Source organism: Methylobacterium sp. WL18, assembly GCF_008040015.1.
GTDB classification, from domain to species: Bacteria; Pseudomonadota; Alphaproteobacteria; order Rhizobiales; family Beijerinckiaceae; genus Methylobacterium; species Methylobacterium mesophilicum.
This window is the reverse complement of record NZ_VRVD01001201.1, coordinates 1-667: the sequence shown is the minus strand read 5'-3', so window position 1 is coordinate 667 and position 667 is coordinate 1. Positions and strand designations below refer to the sequence as shown.

Genomic DNA, 667 nt, shown 5'->3' with positions numbered 1-667 from the left:
GGGCTGACCGTCGCGACGATCGGCGGCGTGCCGCTCGCCGCCTGGGTCGGCAAGGTGCTCGGCTGGCGGGCGGCGTTCTGGGGCATCGCCATGATCGGCGCGGTCGCCATGCTGGCGCTGCGCCTGGCGCTGCCGGAGCTGCGGGTCGAGAGCCGGGATGACCTGCGGGCCGAGTTGCGTGCCCTCGGCCGCGGCCCGGTGCTCGCCGCGCTGGCGCTCACCATGGTGGGGTTTAGCGCGATGTTCACGCTGTTCACTTACATCGTGCCGATCCTGCGGATCGAGACCGGCGCAACGAGCCTGTTCGTCACCGCGATGCTGGTGCTGTTCGGGATCGGCCTCACGGCCGGCAACTGGCTGGGCGGTCGCCTCGCCGATCGCTCGGTGGACGGGACCATCCTCGGATCCCTGGCCGCCCAGATCGTCGTCCTCGCGCTGTTCGCCTGGGGCATGCGGGGAGAAGCATCGGCGGCGCTGCTGATCGTCGTGTGGGGGATCGCGAGCTTCGCCATCGTGCCCCCGCTGCAGATGCGGGTCATGGATGAGGCCGGCGCCGCGCCCAACCTCGCGGCGGCGATGAATATCGGTGCGTTCAACCTCGGCAACGCCATCGGGGCGGCGGTCGGCGGCGGCGTGATCGATGCCGGGCTCGGCTACGGGGCCGTGC

General features: G+C 71.8%; 1 protein-coding gene. It reads left to right on the top strand.

The window, feature by feature from the left end:
- The coding region (locus FV228_RS31825; RefSeq protein WP_147857979.1) for an MFS transporter at window positions 1-667 on the top strand (667 nt) is incomplete at both ends.